The sequence below is a fragment of the uncultured Cloacibacillus sp. genome (assembly GCF_963926575.1).
Lineage (GTDB): Bacteria > Synergistota > Synergistia > Synergistales > Synergistaceae > Caccocola > Caccocola faecigallinarum.
Genome location: NZ_CAWUXW010000002.1, coordinates 403,076 through 424,243, shown reverse-complemented (window position 1 = coordinate 424,243; position 21,168 = coordinate 403,076). Strand labels below are relative to the sequence as shown.

Sequence of the window (21,168 nt, the reverse complement as noted above, 5' to 3'; positions counted from 1 at the left end):
TGGGAAGCTTTGCAAGGTTTGGAGAGATTTGGATGAAATATGTCTTTGTGGTTGAGGCCATATCGTCGGGCCGTTACTACGTCCGCGAGGCGGCGGAGCGCGGCTGCACGCCCGTCGTGCTCTTTCCGCGCCTCGGTCGAAAAATATCTGAGACAGTACACCGAGCACGTATATTATCTGGACGACGACGAAAAAGACGGGACGGCGCTGCTTGAGAAATTCCGTCCCGAAGCGATAGTCGCTGGCTCGGAGGTAGGCGTCGCGCTCTGCGACTTGCTCGCGAGCAAAGCCGGGCTGCCCGGCAACGACCCCGCGACGAGCGCCGTGTGCCGCGACAAATACGCGATGGCCGCGGCGGTCGAACGCGCTGGCGTCCCGTCGCTCATTTCGCGCAGAGTAAAAAATCCGGACGAGGCGCTCGCCGCGGCGCGCGAGATAGATTCGTGGCCCGTCGTCATAAAGCCGCTCGAAGGCGCGGGCAGCCTCGGCGTCAGCATCTGCGGCTCGATGGACGAGCTGCGCGAACGCTGCGCGCGGCTGCTCCGCTCCGAGGACCTCTTCGGCCAGCCATGCCGCGAGGCGCTCGTGCAGGAATACGCCGCGGGAACGGAATACATAGTCAACACCGTCTCATGCGGCGGGCGGCACTACCTCACGGACATGTGGCGCTACCGCAAGATAAAGATAGCCGACCGCGGCAACGCCTACGACCACGCGCTGCTCGTCTCCGAGCCGACGGCGGAGGAGCGCGAGCTCTTCGAATACGTGAAGTCATGCCTCGACGCGCTCGGCTTCGAGTACGGCCCGTCGCACACCGAGGCGATGATTACGCCGAAGGGGCCGCGCCTCATCGAGGCCGGCGCGCGCCCGATGGGCTCGATACTCGACATCGACGTGTTCCATGAGGCGACGGGCCACAGAATCGTGGACCTCGCGCTCGACTCCGCGCTCGAGCCCGAGAAGCTGCGCGCGCGCATGGAAAAGCCCTACGGCACGCTCAAATCGCTGATGATTATGTGCCTGCGCAGCAAGGTAAGCATGACGGACGTAGCGAGCGCGCCGCTGAAAAACATACTGAAATACGTCGGGACGGTGCGCGTAGCCGACCTCTCGCCCTTCGAGAGCAAACGCGAGCTGCGCGAGACGATAGACCTCGCCTCGCTCCCGGGCGAGCTTTACCTCTGCGGAGACGAAAAAAGCCTGCGCCGCGACTACGAGGCGCTGCTGAAGCTTGAAGAAGAGGGCTTCGAATATCTCTTCGGGCGCGAAGAGCTCATGCTCGACGAGCCGCGCGCGGCGCTTCGCCGCGGCTGCGAAGAGAGGCAGATCCTGCGCGGCGGCGGAAAAACGGCGTGGACCTCGATGATAGAGGCTCTCGGCGAAGCGTCAAGGGAAACCGGCGCGGACGGCGCGCTCATCATAAACGGCGCGGCGCCGGAGACACGCCGCGCGCTCTCGATGCTCCTGCCCGCCTTCGGCCTGACCGCCGCCGAAAGCTCCGGCGATACGGAAAAGTGGATACGCGCGTAACGAGCGCGGACACGACAAACTCCCGCAAAATTAAAAACGCCGCCGCCTCGCACGGAAAACCCCGCGAGGCGGCGGATTTTTTATATTTTCGCGCGGAGGCGGGCCGGGGCTTCGCGCTCCGGCCCGTTTCCGTCTCCTTACGGCTTTTCGCCCTCGGGCAGCTCGCGCACGCTGCCGTCGCGCGCGACCATTTTCTTGACGTAGGCGACGAATCGTTTGCAGGCGGGGGACGCTTCGGCGAACGAGGGCAGGCATATCGCGAGCTCGCGCGTCACGCCGGGCTTCAGCGGGAGCGTGACGGCGCGGCCGGACCAGCCGCGCAGCACGAGCTCGGGCAGTATGCTGACGCCGAGGCCGTTTTCGACCATCGAGAAAATCGTCCTCTCGTCGCGCGAGGTGAATTTTATGTTCGGCGTCAGCGAATGTTCTTCGAGTATGCGGCTCGTCGCGTAGTCGTAGCTGTGCGTGACGATGACGAAGTCCTCGCCGTTGAAGGCTTCGAGCGGGAATTCGCCGCGCGTGGCGAGCGGGTGCTCCGGCGGCAGTATCGCGAGGAACGGGTCGGAGTAGAGCGCGTAGTGCTCGAAGCCGCGCCCCGGCTGGCAGGTCATGAGCGCGAGGTCCGCCGCGCCCTCCTCGAGCGCCGCTTCGAGCGCGTCGGTGCCGCCCTCGGTAATCTCTATTTTTATGTTCGGGTAGTCGCTCTGGAAGCGTTTGATTATCTGCGGCAGCCAGTGCGCCGCGATGCTTGAGAAGGAGCCTATGCGCAGCGTTCCTGTGATGAGGCCGCTCAGCGAGCTCACGGTCTGCGTCAGCCGCTCGTTCCACTTGACTATCTCGCGCAGGTAGGGCAGCACGCGCGAGCCCTCCTCCGTTAGCGTCACGCCGCCGCGCCCGCGCAGGAATATGCGGAAGCCGAACTCCGTCTCGACGGCCTTTATCATGTGGCTCACGCCGGACTGCGTGTAGCCGAAATCTTCGCCGGCCCTCGTGAGGTTGCCGCATTCCGCGGCCTTTATGATGACTTCGTATTTTCTTGCGTCCATCGCACGCGCCGCCTTCTTTTCAGATTTTTCGCACTGATTATATAATATGAGCGGAGAAGCCACCGCATATATTCCCGTCTCAGTCTGGGGGAGAGAGCATGAAGTGTAGAATTTTTCGGAAGTCCGCGGCGTTTTTTGTAATTTTCCTCTGCGCGCTCGCGCTCTGCGCCCCGGCGCGCGGCGCGACGCTCGCCTCGATTCTCGACGACTTCGCGAAATATCAGACGGACCCGCTCTCGCGCGCCGAGGAGCTGCGCAAGGAGATCCGCCGCATCCAGGAGACGGAGGAGGGCTTCGCGCGGCAGTACGGCCTGAAGATATCCGACGTGCTCGAATACGAGTTCGCGCTCGTCGACCTCGTGGACGCCTACAACAGCCTCTACTTCATACAGAACGAGGGCGAGGTGCGGAACACCTTCCTGCTCGACGACGGACGCATAACGGCGCTTTCGCGGCAGAACCCGCCCTATCCGTTTATCTTCTATCTCGACATCTGCGAGGACGTATCGAACTGCCGCCGCGAGCTGGAGGACCTGCGCCGCGACATAGACACGGCGCGCGCGAAGATGATCGAGCTGCGCGAGAAAAAGACGGCGGCGGAGAAGAGCTACCGTCTGCTTTCCGCGCACAGCTCCGTCTCCGCTGAGGAACGGCTGAAGCACAACTTCGAGCTCAACGTGCAGAAGGCGCGCCTCGAGCTCTGCCTGACGCAGCTCACCTATTACGAGCACTCCTTCAACATCTCGCGGAGCCAGACGGCGGAGGTGGAGGCGAAGCTCGACCTTCTCGACCCGCTGATAAAGCGCGTGCGCGCGAACATATCGAAGGAGAGCGGCGGCTTCGACTACCTTAACTCCTTCGTATTCCGCCACGAGCGCGCGCTGCGCGACACTCTCGAAAGGCTCAACGAGAGATTCAAGGAGATGGACGACGCGCGCCGCGACGACATGGAGCTGACGCCGCTCGAACGCTACTGCAACGCCACGGGCCGCCGCCTCGCCTCGGACGAGGCCGTCTACGTCCTCGACATGATAAAGCTCTGGTCGGCGACGCGCCTTGCGTGGCGCTCGACCTACGACCTGCTGCTCGAGCGCACGAGCTTCCAGGAGAACCGCGAGACGCTGGAGCTGACGAAGAGCCTCATAACCTATGCCGAGACGCGCATCAACGACGCGAACAACAACCTCCAAATGATACGCGCCGCGGAGCAGGAGGTGCAGCGCCGCTGCGCGACCATAGCGCCCGAGCCTTCGCAGCAGGACGAGGATACGAAGAACCGCTTCATGCGCGAGCTCGCGGCGCAGAAGCAGCGCTATCTGTCATACATCGTCGCGCTCGGCGCGATGCTCGACCAGTTCGAGACCCTCCAGGGGGAGACGGAGCGCGCGCTCGGCGAGAGCGGCGCGGACGAGAAGCTCCAAGACCTCTGGGCGCAGAACTTCGGCGGCCTGCTCAACATGGAGATGTGGAGCATAGGCGACTACCCGATCACGCTGAAAAAGCTGCTGCTCGCCGTATTGCTGTTCTTCGCGGGATTTTTCGCAACGCGCTTCGCATCGGCGCGCGCGAAGAAGCATTTTGAAAAGGCCGGCACGCTCAGCAAGCACAGTCTGATACTCGTGCAGAACCTCGTATTCTACGCCGGCGTGATATTCTCCTTCCTGCTCACGCTCTGGACGCTGCGCATACCGCTGACGGCCTTCGCCTTCATGGGCGGCGCGGCCGCCATCGCTATAGGCCTCGGCATGCAGAAGCTGATGGGCGACATGATAGCGGGCATCCTGCTCTTCTTCCAGAAGAAGATACGCATCGGCGACGAGGTCATAATCGGCGGCACCTACGGCATAGTCTCCGAGATAACGCTGCAGAACACCGTGCTGATATGCCAGCAGACGCGCCACCTGATAATCCCGAACAGCAAAATGCTCGACAGCTCCGTGCTGAACCTCACGCTCAACAACTCCATCTCGCGCTACGACCTCGAGGTCTCGATCGACTACGAGTCCGACGTCGAGAAGGCGATGGCGCTGATACGCACGATACTGAGCGAGAACAAGAGCATACTCAAGACGCCGCCCTTCCGCACCGTCGTCTCGGAGTTCGAGGACAGCGGCATACAGATAACGGCATACTTCTTCATCGACCTGAGCCGCACGATCGAGTCGAGCGTCAAGAGCGAGCTGCGGCTGCGCATCCTCGAAGCCTTCCGCGAAAACGGCATAGAGATGCCCTACCCGCAGGTCGACGTACACATGCGAAGCGACGGCGGCGATAGGTAAATTTGCGTAAAACGTGCGCGGCGGCTCAAGCTTTGGGCCGCCGCGCGTTTTTTGCGCCCTCGGGCCGAACGCGCGCCGCGTTTTATAATTACATGAAGAAGCTGTTAAATTATCGAAGCTAAGTATAAGTATATAAAAATTCCGCAATTCGTGCTGCGCGCCCATAATATCTAAAACTTACATAAATTGAGCGCGTGCGCCATAAGTTCATGCCGCGGACCTTGAATCCGCGCGGCTTTGCGAACGTCCGTAATTCTGCGTAAACATCCTAAAATAGAAATTTTTTTTGTTTTACGCGCGCCGAAGCCCACTACTATAATTCATTGCGACAACAAGGATAGGAAGGGGCTGGACGAAAATGGGCGGCGATATGATTCTTCTTGCTACGATGGCTGTTACCGCGGCGGTTTCGACCGCGTTCGCGCTTGTTATGACGAAGAAAGAAGTTTGGCAGTCAACGGATGCTTCTGCGGTTTCCGAGCTGGAAGCCGGAAAGGCGTCTTGCTGATAAATTTCCTCCCTAGGAAGAAAAATGCGGCCGAAAGGCCGTATTTTTTATGCCCTTATGACATGAATAAATTTCATGTAAAAAATTAATTTTTGTCGTTTTACTAATCCTTGGCGCGCTGGTAATATAACGACTGTCAGGGACGGCCGTTCCTCATATAAAAGAAATTTCGGCGGCAACGCCAAGGGGGTCATTTCAATGACGGTATTTGCAGAGATGTTCATAGCGGCTGGAAGCCTTGTTTTCGCGTTCGTGATGGAGATGCGCGACATCTGCGCGGAGATGGCCGGTGCGAAGCACGCCGGCGCCGCGGCGAAGCGCTTCTAATAAACGAAGACGATCCACGAAAGCGCGTTCCAAGCGCGCGCTTCGTCCCGCGCGGCGGCTCACGACCCCGCCGCGCCATAAAAGCAGAGCTCAAGGCGAAGGGCCTGCATTCCTCAAAAAACGCGGCGTACTGACTTGCGCCGCGTTTTTATATTTTCTACACGTTTCCGACTATTACAGTTTCGAGCTTCTCGCGCGCAATTTCCGCGAGGCGGAAGAGCGTCTCCTTCGGCGTCGGCGGCCTGCCGGTCATGAGCCGCCGCGGGAAGAAGCGCGTGACGTGCAGCGGAATCCTCCTGTCGAGCGAGGCGATCCACGACGAAAGCGCGCGCATCTCGTCCTCGCCGTCGTTTTCGCCGGGGACTATCAGCGTCGTCAGCTCCACGTGCGCCGCGCCGGCGGCCGCGGCGATGAAGCTCTTCACCGTTTCGAGGTCTCCGCCGAGCTTTTTGTACCATTCCTCCGTGAAGCCTTTGAGGTCGATGTTGTATGCGTCGATGAGCGGCAGCAGCTCGCGCTGAATCTCCGGCTCGGCTGTGCCGTTCGTGACGAACACGTTCTTCATGCCGCGCGCTCGAATTTCTGCGGCGCAGTCGCGCACGAACTCCCAGCCGACTAGAGGCTCGTTGTAGGTGTAGGCGAGGCCGATGTTTCCGCGCGTTTTGAGCCCTTCGGCAAGCTCCGCGAGGCGGCGCGGCGTGACGCTCTCCGACGGAAAATCCTCGCCCGCTCCCGCGATTTCGTAATTCTGGCAGAAAGGGCAGTTCAGGTTGCAGCCGAAGCTGCCCACCGAGAGAATCATCGAGCCGGGGTAAAAGCGTGCGAGCGGCTTCTTCTCTATCGGGTCGAGCGCCGCGGAGGTCACGCGCCCGTAGTTGAGGCACACGACGCGGCCTCCGGCGTTCTTCCGCGCGCGGCAGAGGCCGGTCTGGCCTTCCTCGAGGCGGCAATGATGGAAGCAGACTGGGCAGACTACGCTAGAAATGGCGCGTCACCTCGAAACGTTCGAGCTCGACTTCCTCGCCCTGCGCGATGCCGGCCTTCTGCTTCGCTATCGCTATCTGCTCGTCCACGCTGTTCACGCCGTCGAGGTTCGGCAGCAGCAGGCCGCGGCGTCCGCCCTTCGTGACGATGACGCCGTATTTTTTCACGTCGAGCTGCGAGGGCGAGCTTATCGTCTCCGGAGGCTCGAGCACGTCCACGCTGTAGACGAGTTTGTCCAGCTCCTCCGGCTCGACCGGATTGAATCGCGGGTCGCGCGACGAGGCGCTGACGCCGTTGTCGATGATTTCCCGCGCAATGCACGGCGTGACGGGCGCTATCGTGCCGATGCAGCCGCGCAGCCGCCCGTCCTCGTGAAGCGAGACGAAGACCCCGGCGCGGCGGCGCGTCATATCGCCGGGCAGGCCGTCCGGCATTTCAAGGCGGCGGCCTGTGCGCACGTAGTGCTCGACGGAGGCGCGCGCGAGGCGCACGTATTCGTCCTCGGCGGCCCTTATCCGCGCGAGGCGAGCCTTTTCCTTCTCCTCGTAACTCTCAAGAAAACGGCGCGAATCTTCGCGCACGCCGCCCTCGAAGGCGCAGACGCCGTAGCCGACGCCGAAAGGCCCTTCGTAGGACAGTCTCGTCGCGCGCACGGAGCGTCCGTCGAAAGCTCCAGCCATTATGACGAAAGAACGGTGTCCGCACTCCGCGGCGCTGTCGCAGAAATCCTCTGAGAAATCGAAAAGCTCGCCGAAGGCCGCGCGCGCCATTACGTCCATGACGCGCCCGTCGTACGCGGGGCCGTCCGGCGAGAAACCGTAAGGGCCGTCCGCCTTCAGCTTGTGCGACAGGTCCCCGCTCGCTACGACGGCGGCGCGCCGCCCGAGCTTCTCTGCAGTCTCCGCGATGAGCCGCCCGAATTTATAATGCTCCGTAAGAGGCAGCCCCGAGAGCCCTACGCGCACGATCTTCGGCAGTTCGCCCGCAGCGCGCGAAATGAAATAAAGCGGCACCGTCACGCCGTGGTCGAGCCGTTTGTCGCGTTCGCCCAGAGTCCCCGCCGGAAAGCCGGACTCTTTCGCCGCGGCCTCAAGCTCGCGCACGAACTCTGCGTCGTAGGCTGCGTCGAAAGCTTCCTGCGGCGCGCCGAACTGCGCGAAATTACCAGACGCTCCAGCACCCGGCGAAACGTGGAAATAATCCGCGTACATCGCCGTGTGCGGCGAGACGACGATCAGAGTCTCCGGTGCGAAACTCATGACGAAAGCCGCCGCCCGCTCGTAAGCACCAACCGTCGCCGCGATCACGCGCTCTTCGCCGCGCCCCACCGCCGGAACGATGAGCGGAGGGTGCGGAACCATTATCCCCGCCGGTATTCCCATTGCGTCATACCTCCTATCATGCCCATACAAAGTCTATGCCCGTCTGGATTATACACCAGCAGTTATGCCCGGGCGTCTTGCCGGCATGTATGTTATATAATTGAAAAGGACTAAGGCGGCGGAAGCGCCGCAGAAAACAGACGAGGATGGTGCAGATGAAAAGGATCGACAAAGTTGTATTCGCGGGGCTCGGGGCGGTAGGCTCGGCGTTTTTCGCCAAGGTGTGCGACAATATTTCGCCGGAGGCCGCGCGCGCGGTCGCTTACGGCGAAAGGGCCCGCAGATATGAAGAGAAGGGGCTGACTCACAACGGCAAAAAATACGCGGTCGCGCTTGCTGGGGCGGACGACGCGCCGGCGGAGCTGCTTTTTATAGCCGTCAAGAACACTCAGCTCGGTGAGGCGATAAGCGACGCGGCTAAGTTCGTCGGGCCGGATACCGTGATAATAGCCCCGCTCAACGGAGTATCGAGCGAGAAGATACTTGGGGAGCGGTTCGGCGAGGAAAAAGTGCTTTACTCCTACGCAATGATAGACGCGGAACGCTCCGGCGACGGATTCGTCTCAAAGGGGGCGGAACGCATAACATTCGGCGACGCGGCCAACGCCCCGGGGCGTTACTCGGAGAACGTCGAGGCGGTTGAAGATTTCTTCCGCCGCGCCGGGATAAACTACGAAATTCCAGCCGACATGAAAAAAAGCCTCTGGCGCAAATTTATGATGAACTGCGGCGTGAACCAGGTCTCGGCTGCGCTCGGCTTTACCTACGGCATGATGAACCGTTCGCGCACGGCGGGCGGCCTCGTCAAGGCGAGCATGGAAGAGGCCGCGGCCGTCGCGCGCGCGGAAGGCGTTCCTCTCGGCGACGCCGAAATATACGAATGTTACCGCGCGCTGCTGAACACCGTAGCGCCCAACGGGAAAACGTCGATGTTCCAGGACATAGAGGCCGGGCGCATGACTGAGGTGGACGCCTTCGCCGGCACCGTCGTAGCCCTTGCGAAAAAGCACGACATCGCCGTGCCAGTGAATTCCATGTTCCTCCAGATGATACGCGCGAAAGAAGAGATATTCGCGATAAACCGCGCTGTTGAAAGGGGATAGTCCCGCGTCCCGGACGGGAACGGTTCGGCGCGCGGGAAATTCGCTCCGCACGTTTAAGAGACGCGCGGAATTTGTAGGAAAAGCAGAGAAAGGGCGATATTTGAGGTGGCAAAGGCGATTACGGACGTCGCGCTGATCGGCCTCGGGGCCGTCGGCGCGGCTTATCTTACGAGCGTCGCGGATAATTTCCCGGAGTGCCGTATACGCGTGATTGCCGCGGGGGAACGCGCGGCGCGGCTGCGGGCCGGCGGGATTGTTTACAACGGCAGGCGCTACATGTTCGACGTGGTTGAGCCGCAGGACGGCACGCCTGCGGGGCTGCTCTTCGTCTCTGTGAAGAACGGGCAGCTTTCGGAGGCTGCCGGGCAGGCGGCGGCCTTCGTCGGGCCTGATACGGTGATAATCTCGCCGCTCAACGGCGTGACGAGCGAGAAGCGGCTGGCGGAGCGCTTCGGCGCGGATAATGTCGTATATTCCTACGCTATAAAGCTCGACGCCACGCGCCGCGGCTCGGAGACTGTCTGCGGCAACGAGGGCTGGATCGTCTTCGGCGACGCGCGCAACGAGCCCGGACGGCTGTCGGATAACGTGCTCGCAGTCGAGGAGTTTTTCAAACGTTCGCGCATCGAGTACGAAATCCCCGAGGATATGATAAAAAGCCTGTGGAAGAAATTTATGATGAACTGCGGGCTGAACCAGACCTCCGCGGTACTCGGCTTCAATTACGGGCTGATGCAGCGCTCGAAGGAGGCTCGTTCGCTGATGCGTTCTGCGATGGAGGAGGCCGCGGCGGCGGCGCGCGCGGCTGCGGGAGTGGAGCTCGGCGAGGCGGAAATAGACGAGATTTTCCGCACGATGGACATGCTGTCGCCCGACGGCAAGACTTCGATGCTTCAGGACGTAGACGCGCGCCGCGTGACGGAGGTCGACGCGTTTGCGGAAACCGTCGCCGCTATAGCGCGCGAACACGGCTTCGCTGCGCCTGTCAACGAATTATATCTGAGGCTGATTCGCGCGCGCGAGGAGTCGTTCAGGCTGTAGGGCCGGAATTTCAGTCGGCGCTGAAAATTTCGATTTCAGAGAACACCGCTTCAAGCGCCGCGTCGAGGATCTCTTTCGGCGCGCGCTCGATGAAGCGGTATTTTTATGAGTACGCTGTAATTTGTTTGTTTATAGTCAATTAACTAAACAACAAAACATTATGTCGCTCTGACAATTTTCTGGTCAGAACCTGTCCCGTGATGTTCCTGCACGGGAGCCTCCATCCTAGAACGCTAGAGACGAGATAGTGCCTTATACGCTTCGTTTCTGCCTCTAACGATAAGCGACGGAGATGCCAGCGGGCCCGCCCCGCACCTTCGGGCGCAGAAGCATTGCTGGCATGACATAGTTTTTGTTGTGTAGTTAAGTGACTATATAGTGACTAAACTTAGCAAGCAATACGTCATTCTCGTCATGCCGCGCTCCGACGCGGCATCTAGCGGCTTTCAACACGTAACGCATGAGAACTCAAAAACGCTGGGCTCCGTGTCCACCGGCAAAACGCCGCCGGTGCTAGCAATGCACTAAAGAAATTTGAAATGTTCGCTTGCGCGAACAGTGCATTGCGTCGAGGCGCGGAGTGACGAAGAGTGCAGTTTTGCTTATAACGTTGTGCTTATAGATGAAGCGGTATTTTTGTCCCGCTACCATATTTCGTGCCCGCGCGGCTCTCCCCACTCGATTTCTGACGGCCTGTACTCTCCGGCGTAATTTTGAAACAGTTCTGCAATCGTCCGCCTCAGGCGTCCGCTTGGAGCTTTTTTAGGCTGCTCTCGGCTTTCTCCTATGGATGTGTCTATTGTAGCCGTTCTATCCATCTCAAAACCTCCGCCGCACGAGTCCGGCGCTTACATCGAGGCGCATCTCGGTTTTATCGAGAAGCTCCTTTATGCTCACGTCCTCCGCGATGTCGGTGAGCGCCATGCGTCCGTAGGTGTTGCGCACGACGCAGTATTCCGTCACGATTACGTCTACTGCTCCGCGGCCTGTGAGCGGGAGCGAGCATTTCTTCACGAGCTTGCATTTGCCGTTTTTGTCGAAGTGGCGCGTCGCGGCGTAGACCTTCTTCGCGCCCGCGACGATGTCCATCGCGCCGCCCATTCCGGGGACGCGCAGCTGCGGGATCATCCAGTTCGCGATGCTGCCATCGCCGTCCACCTCGAGCGCGCCGAGCACCGTGACGTCGACGTGGCCGCCGCGCATTATCGCGAAGCTCAGCTCGGCGGAGACGAGCGCTCCGCCAGGCAGCACGCGCACGGGCGCGCCGCCCGCGTCTATTACGCGCAGGTCGTTTTTGTCGGCGGACGGCCCCGCGTTTATCACGCCGTTTTCCGTCTGCAGTATGACGCGCACGTCCTTGGGCAGGTAGTGCGGCACGAGCTGCGGGATTCCGATGCCGAGGTTGACGAGCGCGCCGTCCTCGAGCTCCGAGGCGATGACGCGCGCTATGCGCGCGCGGGCCTCGCTTTCGCTAAGTTCTGGAAGCATAGCCGCCCTCCTTTTTCATCACGAGCGCGTCGACGAATATGCCCGGCGTCACGACCTCATCCGGGGCTGTCGCGCCGAGCGGCTTTATCTCGTCGACCTCCGCGACGACGATTTTCGCCGCCGTCGCCATCGTCGGGTTGAAGTTCCTGTTTGTGCCGAAGTAGGTGAGGTTTCCCGCCTCGTCCGCGATGTGCGCCTTTATGAAGGCGACGTCCGCCGTCAGCGCGGGCTCGACGATGTAGCGCCGCCCGCCGAGCTCAAGCGTCTGCCGTCCCTCTTCGTAGACGGTGCCGACGCCTGTGGGCGTGAGGACGCCGCCGAGCCCCGCGCCGCCCGCGCGTATGCGCTCGACGAAGGTCCCCATCGGTATCAGCTCGACCTTGAGCTCGCCCTTCGTGTAAAGCTCCTGCGTCCGCCTGTTGAGGCCGATGTGCGAGGCGACGAGCGAGCCGAGCTGCCCGTTGATGACGAGGCGCGCGACGCCGACCGGCTCCGGCTCTTTGTCGTTGTACCAGCTCGTGTCGACGCAGATTAAATTTATCTCCCGCGTGCCCGCGGCGCATAGCGCGCCGACGAGCGTGTATGGCGCGCCGCCGTAGTTGAAGCCGCCGACCATCAGCGACGCGCCGGGCTTTACGAGGGCCGCCGCCTCCTCGGGCGAGATTACCGGTTTTATAAAAGGTTTCGCCACGTTATGCCTCCTCTCGGGATTCCTACATAAGTTTCACGGCGGAGCCGCGCTCTGTCAAGAAAAATCTGCGCGCGCGCCGCGCTTATGATATCATTGCCCTAAACGGAGGCGATAAAAATATGAAACGGGACTACCTTCTGTCAATGATAAAAGAGCTCGTCGCGATACCGAGCGTCACGGAGAGCGCCGAGGAGAGCGCGCCCGGCGCGTGGCTGCGCGCGAGGCTCGAAAAGCTGCCCTACTTCGCGGAGAACCCCGCGCATCTGATAACGGCGGAGACGCCGCTCGAGGGCTCGCCGCACGCGCTGAAGTCCCTCGTCGCGCGCGTCGACGCGGCGAAACCGACGAAGCGCACGGTGCTCATGGTGAGCCACTACGACGTCGTGGACGTGACCGTCTACGGCGACATCGCAAAACACGCCTTCGACACTGACAAGCTCGGCGAAATTTTCGGCGCGGACGAAGATACGCTCTACGGACGCGGCGTCATGGATATGAAGTGCGGCGTCGCGCTCGAGGCGGCGCTTATAGAAGAGTTCGCGGCGGACAGGACGCTCTTCGACGTCAACGTCGTCGCGGCGTTCGTCGGCGACGAGGAAAATTCCTCGGCAGGGATGCGCGGCGCTCTGCCCGTCATAGCGCGTATGATAGAGGACGAAGGGCTCGAATTTCTTGCGGCTTTGAATACGGAGCCGGGCGAGGCCGGCAAGTCCGGCCTCGTGGGGCCGATGGTCTATCTCGGGACGCTCGGCAAGCTCATGCCGAGCTTCTACATGCGCGGGCGCGGCGCGCACGTCGGCAACTGCTACGACGGATTTTCCGCGGCGCTCGCCGTCTCGCGCCTCGTATGCGCCGCGGAGGGAAACCGCTATCTCGCGGACCCGCTGCACGGCGTCTGCGAGCCCTCGTGGATATGCCTCGACATGAAGGTGCTGCGCGAAAACTACAGCGTCACCGTCCCGGACAGGGCATACGCATATTTCAACTGCTTCACGACCGGCAACACGCCCGAAAAGGTCATGAACCAGATGAAGGGTCTCGCCTCACGCGCGCTTGCCGAAACGTCGGCGCAGCTCGCCGAATCCTGCGAGGCGCTCACGGAAATGGGCTACGACGGCTCGCGCTTCGTCCCCGCCGAACCCGTCGTCTACACGCTCGGCGAGCTTGAGGCGCTCGCGCGCGGACGGCGCGGCGAGAAATTCGACGCCGAGCTCGACGAATTCATAAAGAACCTGCCGCCCGGCGACATGCGCATGCGCGGCATCCGCGTCGTGGACTTCATCGCGGACATGTCAGGCGCGGAAGGGCCATACGCCGTCTGCTTCTTCCTGCCGCCGTGGATGCCGCCGCGCACGGACTTCACGAGCGACCCGCGCGACGCGAAGATAGTCGAGGCGGCGCGCGCCGTGGAAAAGCTCTGCCGCGAGAAATACGGCCTCGAAATGACGGAGGTCGAGCTCTTCGCGGGCCTCTGCGATCTCAGCTACGCGGGCGCGAAAGTCTCCGACGGCGACGTGAAGGTGCTCTCCGAAAACACGCCGGGCTGGGGCGAGCTCTACGGCCTGCCGCTTCCCGAAATGCGCGCGCTCGGCGTCCCGATAATGAACCTCGGCCCGAGCGGCGAGGCCCCGCACAAAAAAGACGAGCGGCTGCACCTGCGTTACTCGCTCGACGTGCTGCCCGATCTGCTGTACGCCGCTATACGCGAGATCGCGAAAAGATAACTGCGAAAGGGGGGCCGCGCGGCTCCCTTTTTCCGTCTCTTTGCGGAGGCGGCAATTCGCGCCGCGTTTAACAAGAAGCGCGCGCTCTGTGATACAATTACCAGGAAATTGAGAAACATACGGGGGAGAAGATACAAAAACGATGTACGACGACGATGTTCGAATACGTCTCGCGAAACCGGCGGAGGCCGAAGAGCTGACCGACATAGCGTGGCGTTCGAAAGGCTACTGGGACTACCCGTCAGAGGTGATGAGCCGCTTCCGCGGGCTTCTCACCATAAAACAGGACTTCGTGGAGGCGAACCCGACATACCTCATCGAGCACGACGACACCGGCGAAAAGCTCGGCTTCTACGCGCTCGAAAAAAAGAACGGCGGCTGGTGGCTGCGCCACATGTGGGTGCTGCCGGAGGAGATAGGCACGGGGCTCGGCGGCAAGCTCTTCCTCCACGCCTGCGAGATAGCCGAGACGATGGGGGCCGAGGAGCTCAACATACTCTCCGACCCGAACTCCGAAGAGTTCTACATACACATGGGAGCCGAGCGCGCGGGCGAGACCGAGTGCAAAGAGATTCCCGGCTGGACGCAGCCCGTGCTCCGCATAAAGCTTTAACATGCTTTACAAATGGCAGGAAAAGGCGCTCGCCGCGATAGACGGAAAGAGCGCCATACTCTCCGCGCCGACCGGCAGCGGCAAGACGTGGGTCGCATACATATGGGCCGGCCTCATGGAGCGCGACGGCGCTCCTCGGATGCCGGAAGGACGCGTCATATTCACCGCGCCGATAAAGGCGCTGTCGAACGAACGCTACCTCGACCTCAAGGGCATGGGCTTCGACGTCGGCCTCGAAACGGGCGACTTCAAGAAAAACGCCGGGGCCGCCGTCCTCTGCTGCACGCAGGAGATATACACGCTCAAATACGCGCACCTTCCGGGGCAGAGCGTCGTCATAGACGAATTCCACTTCATCTTCAACGACCCGGAGCGCGCGCGCGCCTACATCGACGGCCTGCGCCGCACCTCCGACGACAGCCGCATACTCGTCATGTCCGCGACCTTCGGCAATCCCGAAAGAGTGCGCGACTACCTACAGGAGATGGCGCGGCGCGACTTCGCGCTCTTCGAAACCAACGCCCGCGTCACGAAGCTCGTCTACAAACAGCGCGGCACGCGCTTCGCGCAGATACGCGACGCGCTCATCTTCGCCTTCTCAAAGAAAGGCGTCGAATGGGCCGCGGCGCAGACGGCGAAGACCCGCCACAAAATAAGCCGCGGCAAGCGCGCGCGGCTGCGCGAGATAGCGGAGATACTCGAAGTCACGAAAATCCCCGACACGATGCTGCGCGGCGTCGGCATGTACTTCGGCTCGATGCTCCCGAAAGAAAAGCTCCTCGTCGAAATGGCCTTCCGCGAGCGCATAATCGACGTCGTCGCTGGCACCGACGCGCTCTCGCTCGGCGTCAACCTACCCGCCGAAAGCGTAATATTCGCGCAGATGGCGAAATTCATCGACGGCCCGCTGACGCGCAACGAATTCCTCCAGATGGCGGGACGCGCGGGACGCAAAGGATTTTTCAACACCGGCTACGTCTCATACATCCCGCGCAGCCGCTGCGAAAACTTCGACTACGACACGGGAATCCTCTATCTGGAGACCCTCGACAAGCCGTGCGAGGAGGCGAAGATAAAGCTGCTCCCCGCTATAGGCCGCCTGCTCAAAAAAGAAGTGACCGTCGAGACGGAGGCCAGGACCCTCTCCGAATGCTCGATGCCGCGGCGCAGCCTGCGCTCCGTCACGCGCGAGGTGGAAAACTCCCTGCGCGAGATAACGCAGGCGCTCTCCGTGATAAAGGACCAGCAGGAACGCGCCCGCGTGCGCCGCATCCTCGGCGACATATGGAGCGACGAAATGGAACTCGAGCCCAACGTCGCTCTCGCTCGCCTTTTCGCCGAAGAGGGAGAGCCGGACGCGCTCAAATGCGCGCAGCTCCTTAAAAAAACCGAACGCAACTATTTGCAGGCTCTGCTAAAAATCAAGCGCTTCGCAAACCGCCTGCCCGAGCAGTACCGCTTCTCGCACATGGAACGCATAGACGAGGCCGTAAACGAAATAGACGGCTCCGTATTCGGCTTCGAGGACAAAATACACCAGATAAAGCTCACCGAAGAGACGGAGATGTAACGCGCCCCCCGGCGCGTGAATTTCACGAAAAAAGATAAACGCCCGAAACGCGGCGCGGATTTACGAAAAATCCGCCGCGTTCCGGGCGTTTCGCATATTTATGGGACCTCGCGCCGACTTCGCCTCTTCGCGCGAAGCTTATGCCTCTCTCCGTAAGTAAGGAAAAATCCGCGAAGCGCGAGCCGCTTCTGTCGCGCCGCAGCGTCTTCGCCCGGGGCGGCGCGCGCAGTCAATTATCCGGCGCGTCCGGCTTTTTCTCACCGGCCTTAGACTTTCGGCGCTTTCGCCAGTCGCGCATCTCCTTCTCCGCGATGAGGCTTTCGCCGTATGAGACGAGCCTGCGCAGCGGCTCCGTGAAAACGAACGGAATCACGAACATCCCGACGGCGAACGAGGCGAGCACGGCCTCCATGACGGGACGCCCGAAAACGTAGACGAGATTGAGGCATATCACGCACGGCACGCCGAGCATAAGCGCCAGCGTAAGCACGGTGAGCGCCGTGAATTTCATCATGCCGCGCACGAAATCCCTGTTCTCGCGCTTCAGCGCCTTTATCTTAGCGTCGGCCTTCAGCCGCGCTTTGCTCTTCCTCCTGAAAAGCACCGCCCCTCACCTCCGTGCGGCACGATTATATAAAATCCCCGCGCACCTCCGCAATCGCGCCCACGCCGAAGCAAGCGAAGGGACGAGAGTCTTACAAAAGTTCGTTTGAAAAAGTGTGGAATATTACAGAAGTTCGTTTGAAAAAATGTAATATCTCGCATAAAATCGTTCGTATTTTTGTATGGTTGTGTTATAGTGGTGAGGTCATATATGCGAGGTGATGCAGATGTACCGGGCCGCAATGGAAGAGCTTAAGGCGTGGAAAGCTAAGAAAAACAGAAAGCCGCTCATAATCCGCGGAGCGCGCCAGGTTGGCAAAAGCTGGCTGATGAAGGAGTTCGGAACGCGCGAATACGAAGATATGATTTACGTCAGCTTCGATAACAACGAGCGGATGGCAAACCTTTTCGAGGGAAGCATGAACGCCGAGCGGCTTATCGCGGGGCTTGAGCTTTACGCAGGCCGCAAAATAGTCCCGGAGACGACGCTGCTCGTATTCGACGAGATACAGGAGACGCCGAAGGCTCTGACGAGCCTGAAATATTTCAACGAGAACGCGCCGCAGTACCAGATAATATGCGCGGGCAGCCTGCTCGGCGTCGCGCTCCATCACGGCACGTCGTTCCCTGTAGGCAAGGTCGAGTTTCTTGACCTTCATCCGATGTCCTTTATAGAGTTTTTGGCCGCGGCCGGAAAAGAACAATATGCAGAGCTGCTGAACGACGGCGGATTCGATATCGCGTCGGCGTTTGCGCAGGATTACGCCGACCTGCTGAAAACCTACTATTTCGTAGGCGGAATGCCGGAGGCGGTACGCGTCTTCTGCGAAGGCAAAAGCTTCGACGAAGCGCGCGAAGTCCAGCGCCGCATTCTCGACGCCTATGAGCAGGACTTTTCCAAGCACGCGCCGGGCGCCGCCGTACCGCGCATCAGAATGCTGTGGAACAGCATACCGTCGCAGCTTGCGAAAGAAAATAAAAAATTTATATACGGGTTGGTAAAAGAAGGAGCGAGAGCTAAGGAATACGAGCTTGCCCTTCTGTGGCTTGCCGACTGCGGCCTTGTGAGCAAGGTGCATCGCGTTGCGTCGCCGGAAATTCCTCTGAAAGCCTATGAAGACCTGAAAGCCTTCAAATTGTTCCTGAACGACGTCGGCCTGCTCTCGTGCATGACGAACATACACCAAAGCATTCTGCTCGACGGCGACAGGCTTTTCACTGAGTTCAAGGGCGCTCTGACGGAGCAGTACGTCCTTCAGCAGCTGAAGACGCTGCGCGGCCTCGACATATATTATTGGAGCGCCGAGCGTTCATCCGCCGAGGTTGATTTCTTAGTGAGCGACGGGCGTGAGGTTGTGCCGGTCGAAGTCAAGGCCGAAGTCAATCTGCGCGCGAAAAGCCTGAAGGCTTTTCACGATAAGTACGCCCCGCGGCTCTCCGTCCGGACTTCGATGGCTGGCTACAAGCGTGAGGAATGGCTGCTGAATCTTCCGCTGTGGGCGATTGGAACGCTGAAGAGGGCCGTCGAGGATACGAGGAACGCCTGACGCGCCTCTTCTCTGATACATCACCGCGTCGTGGAATTTGTGAAAAGGCGGCTTTTTATGGAAAAGCGCAAAAAAATCGGGCCGCTGCTGTATGCATCGGCCCGGTTTTTATTTTTGTGTTTCTCGATATTACTGAGCGATGGCGCTGACGGGGCAGGTGGCCACGCAGGCTCCGCACTCGACGCAGGTGTCGGCGTCAACGTGAGCCTTGCCGTCCTCGACGGCGATAGCGGAAACGGGGCAAACTCCGACGCAGGCCTCGCAGCCTACGCAAACGGACTGATCAACTGTAGCTTTAGCCATGGTGTAAATTTCCTCCTTGCAAGATGCGATTCAACTACGGGGGACGTTTCCCCCACACACGACTGTATTCTAACGCTAACGAGCCGCGCTTTCAAGTGCTTTGGATTGTGTCGCCGCGCGGCGCTTAAGTTACAAATAGTATAGATATATCAGAGCGGACGCTATAGACAAGCGCTTTAGTATCGATAATAATAAAAAATAAGAAGAGTCGGCATTTATACGTATAGCGCGAACAGAATACGACAGCGGACGCCCGCTGAAAGGAGGGGAGCGTTGGAGAGCGGGCGGCCAGGAGTGTACCTAAGCGTACTTATAGAAACGAAAGGAGAGAAACAAGCAATGGGAAACAACGAAGAGAGAAAGGTTGAGAAAAGAAAGCCGTCGCTCGGCCTGTCCATCCTGATGCTGGCCATAGCCGCCGCCCTCATACTCTCCGGCGTCGTCATCTACGGCCAGGACGTCCATATCATGCTCATTTTCAGCGCCATCATAGTCGGCGCGGTGGGCATACTTTATCTGCACTATTCTTACGAAGAGCTTGAAAAGGGAATTATCGAGGGAATCATGACTACGATGCAGGCCTGCCTCATCCTCTATACGGTCGGCGTGCTTATCGGGACGTGGATACACTCGGGCGTCGTGCCTTCGATGATCTACTACGGCCTGTCGATACTTTCGCCGTCGATATTCCTTTTCGCGACGCTCGTCATCTGCTCGATAGTCTCGCTCGCGACGGGTACCTCGTGGGGAACGTCGGGCACGGTCGGCATTGCGCTGCTGGGCATAGCGATGGGGCTCGGCATCCCCGCGCCGCTGACCGTCGGCGTCATAGTCTCCGGAGCCTACGCGGGCGATAAGATGTCGCCGCTTTCCGACACGACGAACCTCGCGCCCGCCGTCTCGGGTACGGACCTCTTCCAGCATATCCGCGCGATGTGCTGGACGACGGGGCCGACGTACGTGATTGTCGCGGTCATCACGATAGTCCTCGGCTTCCAGTACGCGGGAGGCACGCTCGACTATACGAAGATCGGCGGCATCCAGGCTGTTATCGCAAAGGAATTCTGGGTCAGTCCGATAGCGCTGCTCGCGCCTATCGCGGTCATCGTGCTCTCCGCGCTGCGCAAGCCGGCGCTGCCGTCGCTCTGGGCGGGCGTCTTTATCGCCGCGGCCTTCATGTTCATCGAAGGCTACGACTACGGCGCGGTGCTCAACGTCATGCAGAACGGCTACACGCCGACGGTGTCGGCCGAGCTTGCGGAGGCCGCCGACGAAGCTGCGCTCGCCGCGGTGGTTGCGAAGCACGCGCTTGATATCGACGTCTCGATAGCCAAGGAGATAGGCAAGGACATCGTCGAGCTCGTCTCCGCGGGCGGTATGCAGTCGATGAACTGGACCGTATCGCTGATAATCTGTGCTTTTGTCTTCGGCTCCGCGATGAACGTATGCGGATTCATAAAGACGATCCTCGAGGCCGTCGCCTCGCGCGTCAGGACGGTCGGCGGGCTCATCCTCTCCGTCGTCGTCTCCTGCCTCGTCTGCAACTTCTTCCTCGGCGACCAGTATCTCGGCATCGCGATGCCGGGCACGATGTACAAGGAGACCTTCGACAAGCTCGGCCTGCATCCGAGGATGCTCTCGCGCTCGCTCGAGGACTCCGGCACGCTGACCTCCGTCCTGGTGCCGTGGAACACCTGCGGCGCATACCACGCGGAGCTGTTCAATATGTCCGTCGCGGAGTTCGGCCCCTACGCCTTCCTCAACTGGATGAACCCCGTGGTCGCGGTAATCATGACCTATCTCGGCATAGGCATCTTCTGGCGCGGAAAGGACGGCGAGCCTGTGCGCGGAGGCAAGACGCGCCCCGCGGAGCTTGCTTAGCGGTAATGGTATAATATCGGTCGAAGTCTGTTTTCTGAAAAGGGGATAGTCCATTGGCCGAACTTGAACAACTCGAATGTCTTCTCGTATCGAAGTCGAGCCGCACCATCAACGGCTGGCGCCGCTTTACCTTCGGCGCGCTCGCGGCTTACCTCGCCGTCACTGGCGTGATGGAGTTTATGAACGAGGGCTTCAGCCAGAAGATTGCGATTAACGCCTTCCTCTGCGTCTGCGGCCTGCTCGTGCTGAAGTTCGAGAAGAAGATATACGCCTCGCCGCTCGGTTTCGTGAAGGACACGCACACGTGGTTCTCGCATCACCGCGAGGTGCTGCGCTGGGACGAGATACGCCACGTGACTCTCGTGACGAAGGGCATGGGGCTGACGGCGTTCCTCGAAAAGGACGTCGTCGGCTGGAAGCTGCTCTTCGAGCGCAACGACATGGCGGCTCTCGACGGGCTGTTCAAGAAGTACGCCCCGAAGGTCAAGGTCGTCATCAAGGAAATGGGGCAGAGGTAACGAAAGAAGCGTAAAAAGAAGGGCCGCGGC

At 60.4% G+C, this 21,168-nt stretch carries 19 protein-coding genes; 12 read left to right on the top strand and 7 right to left on the bottom strand.

The window, feature by feature from the left end; all coding sequences use genetic code 11:
* The first annotated feature begins 39 nt into the window (after positions 1-39).
* Entirely contained in the window at positions 40-1,530 is a 1,491-nt protein-coding gene (locus tag ABGT66_RS04865; protein WP_346689195.1) for an ATP-grasp domain-containing protein, read from the top strand.
* A 137-nt stretch (positions 1,531-1,667) separates the two neighbouring features.
* On the opposite strand, the gene ABGT66_RS04860 is transcribed toward ABGT66_RS04865, so the two are convergent.
* Positions 1,668-2,576: a LysR family transcriptional regulator gene (locus tag ABGT66_RS04860; RefSeq protein ID WP_346689193.1), complete on the bottom strand. Its 909-nt coding sequence runs from the start codon at positions 2,574-2,576 to the stop codon at positions 1,668-1,670.
* Positions 2,577-2,674: 98 nt separating this feature from the next.
* Between ABGT66_RS04860 and ABGT66_RS04855 the strand changes: the two genes are divergently transcribed.
* The 3 genes from ABGT66_RS04855 to ABGT66_RS04845 all read left to right on the top strand — a co-directional run bounded on the left by ABGT66_RS04855 (position 2,675) and on the right by ABGT66_RS04845 (position 5,690).
* Positions 2,675-4,855, top strand: a complete 2,181-nt coding sequence (locus ABGT66_RS04855) for a mechanosensitive ion channel domain-containing protein (protein WP_346689192.1) — start codon at positions 2,675-2,677, stop codon at positions 4,853-4,855.
* Positions 4,856-5,213: 358 nt separating this feature from the next.
* Complete coding sequence (locus ABGT66_RS04850; RefSeq protein WP_346689191.1) at positions 5,214-5,363, top strand: hypothetical protein; 150 nt, start codon at positions 5,214-5,216, stop codon at positions 5,361-5,363.
* A 198-nt stretch (positions 5,364-5,561) separates the two neighbouring features.
* Entirely contained in the window at positions 5,562-5,690 is a 129-nt protein-coding gene (locus ABGT66_RS04845) for a hypothetical protein (protein ID WP_294194258.1), read from the top strand.
* 157 nt (positions 5,691-5,847) lie between these two features.
* Here the strand turns inward: ABGT66_RS04845 and amrS are convergent, their stop codons facing one another.
* Positions 5,848-6,675 carry an AmmeMemoRadiSam system radical SAM enzyme gene (gene amrS / locus ABGT66_RS04840; protein ID WP_346689261.1) on the bottom strand — a complete coding sequence of 276 codons (828 nt, stop codon included), beginning with the start codon at positions 6,673-6,675 and terminating at the stop codon, positions 5,848-5,850.
* A complete protein-coding gene (gene amrA, locus ABGT66_RS04835; RefSeq protein WP_346689189.1) occupies positions 6,668-8,056 on the bottom strand; it encodes an AmmeMemoRadiSam system protein A in 1,389 nt (462 codons plus the stop codon). Before amrA ends, amrS begins: the two co-directional genes overlap by 8 nt.
* Positions 8,057-8,211: 155 nt before the next feature.
* Between amrA and ABGT66_RS04830 the strand changes: the two genes are divergently transcribed.
* Together ABGT66_RS04830 and ABGT66_RS04825 are read left to right on the top strand one after the other, a co-directional pair.
* Entirely contained in the window at positions 8,212-9,159 is a 948-nt protein-coding gene (locus ABGT66_RS04830) for a ketopantoate reductase family protein (RefSeq protein ID WP_346689188.1), read from the top strand.
* A 105-nt stretch (positions 9,160-9,264) separates the two neighbouring features.
* Complete coding sequence (locus ABGT66_RS04825) at positions 9,265-10,200, top strand: 2-dehydropantoate 2-reductase (protein WP_346689186.1); 936 nt, start codon at positions 9,265-9,267, stop codon at positions 10,198-10,200.
* A gap of 819 nt (positions 10,201-11,019) precedes the next feature.
* Here ABGT66_RS04825 and ABGT66_RS04820 read toward each other — a convergent pair.
* Both ABGT66_RS04820 and ABGT66_RS04815 read right to left on the bottom strand, forming a co-directional pair.
* A complete protein-coding gene (locus ABGT66_RS04820; protein ID WP_346689185.1) occupies positions 11,020-11,688 on the bottom strand; it encodes a 3-oxoacid CoA-transferase subunit B in 669 nt (222 codons plus the stop codon).
* Entirely contained in the window at positions 11,672-12,379 is a 708-nt protein-coding gene (locus tag ABGT66_RS04815) for a 3-oxoacid CoA-transferase subunit A (protein ID WP_346689183.1), read from the bottom strand. The genes ABGT66_RS04820 and ABGT66_RS04815 overlap by 17 nt, the downstream gene beginning before the upstream one ends.
* A gap of 119 nt (positions 12,380-12,498) precedes the next feature.
* On the opposite strand from ABGT66_RS04815, the gene ABGT66_RS04810 reads away from it, so the two are divergent.
* The 3 genes from ABGT66_RS04810 to ABGT66_RS04800 all read left to right on the top strand — a co-directional run bounded on the left by ABGT66_RS04810 (position 12,499) and on the right by ABGT66_RS04800 (position 16,286).
* Complete coding sequence (locus ABGT66_RS04810) at positions 12,499-14,103, top strand: M20/M25/M40 family metallo-hydrolase (protein WP_346689181.1); 1,605 nt, start codon at positions 12,499-12,501, stop codon at positions 14,101-14,103.
* 142 nt (positions 14,104-14,245) lie between these two features.
* The gene (locus tag ABGT66_RS04805; RefSeq protein WP_303149956.1) at positions 14,246-14,716 is read left to right on the top strand and encodes a GNAT family N-acetyltransferase; all 471 of its coding nucleotides are present in this window, start codon (positions 14,246-14,248) and stop codon (positions 14,714-14,716) included.
* Position 14,717: 1 nt separating this feature from the next.
* Positions 14,718-16,286, top strand: coding sequence for a DEAD/DEAH box helicase (locus ABGT66_RS04800; RefSeq protein ID WP_346689179.1), 1,569 nt, complete (start codon positions 14,718-14,720; stop codon positions 16,284-16,286).
* 229 nt (positions 16,287-16,515) lie between these two features.
* Here the strand turns inward: ABGT66_RS04800 and ABGT66_RS04795 are convergent, their stop codons facing one another.
* On the bottom strand, positions 16,516-16,890 hold the full coding sequence (locus ABGT66_RS04795) for a hypothetical protein (protein ID WP_300263669.1): 375 nt from the start codon (positions 16,888-16,890) through the stop codon (positions 16,516-16,518).
* Positions 16,891-17,131: 241 nt separating this feature from the next.
* On the opposite strand from ABGT66_RS04795, the gene ABGT66_RS04790 reads away from it, so the two are divergent.
* A complete protein-coding gene (locus tag ABGT66_RS04790) occupies positions 17,132-18,436 on the top strand; it encodes an ATP-binding protein (protein WP_346689176.1) in 1,305 nt (434 codons plus the stop codon).
* Between the two features lie 129 nt (positions 18,437-18,565).
* Here the strand turns inward: ABGT66_RS04790 and ABGT66_RS04785 are convergent, their stop codons facing one another.
* Positions 18,566-18,739, bottom strand: coding sequence for a 4Fe-4S binding protein (locus ABGT66_RS04785; RefSeq protein WP_294194787.1), 174 nt, complete (start codon positions 18,737-18,739; stop codon positions 18,566-18,568).
* Positions 18,740-19,078: 339 nt separating this feature from the next.
* On the opposite strand from ABGT66_RS04785, the gene nhaC reads away from it, so the two are divergent.
* Together nhaC and ABGT66_RS04775 are read left to right on the top strand one after the other, a co-directional pair.
* A complete protein-coding gene (nhaC, locus tag ABGT66_RS04780; RefSeq protein WP_294194788.1) occupies positions 19,079-20,620 on the top strand; it encodes a Na+/H+ antiporter NhaC in 1,542 nt (513 codons plus the stop codon).
* A gap of 53 nt (positions 20,621-20,673) precedes the next feature.
* Entirely contained in the window at positions 20,674-21,138 is a 465-nt protein-coding gene (locus tag ABGT66_RS04775) for a hypothetical protein (RefSeq protein ID WP_294194790.1), read from the top strand.
* Positions 21,139-21,168 lie beyond the last annotated feature (30 nt).